Genomic DNA, 562 nt, shown 5'->3' on the forward strand with positions numbered 1-562 from the left:
ATAAAACGGCGCCGGTCGTAAGCGGCGTAACGGACAGCGGCTTGTACAATACGAACCAGACGCCGACGTTCAACGAAGGCACAGCGACACTGGACGGCTCGGCCTTCACGAGCGGCAGCACAGTGAGCGCAGAGGGCGCGCATACGCTGATCGTGACCGATACAGCGGGCAATGTGACAACGGTCAACTTCACGATTGACAAAACCGGCCCGACAGTAACGGGAGCAGCCGACGTGGGCAACTACAACACAAACCGTACGCTCACATTCAGCGACGGCACAGCGACGCTGGACGGCTCAGCGTTTACGAGCGGCAGTACCGTGAGTGCGGAAGGCTCGCATACACTGATTGCCACAGACGCAGCAGGCAACACGACGACGATTACGTTCACCATCGATAAAACGGCGCCGGTCGTAAGCGGCGTAACGGACAGCGGCTTGTACAATACGAACCAGACGCCGACGTTCAACGAAGGCACAGCGACACTGGACGGCTCGGCCTTCTCGAGCGGCAGCACAGTGAGCGCGGAGGGCGCGCATACGCTGATCGTGACCGATGCAGC

Annotated in this window: 1 pseudogene; it reads left to right on the forward strand. The window is 60.3% G+C overall.

What is annotated here, in order from left to right:
* Nucleotides 1–562 (forward strand): annotated as a pseudogene (locus B5M42_RS25130) (Ig-like domain-containing protein); the annotation flags it as partial.

The organism is Paenibacillus athensensis (assembly GCF_004514475.2).
Lineage (GTDB): Bacteria > Bacillota > Bacilli > Paenibacillales > NBRC-103111 > Paenibacillus_AL > Paenibacillus_AL athensensis.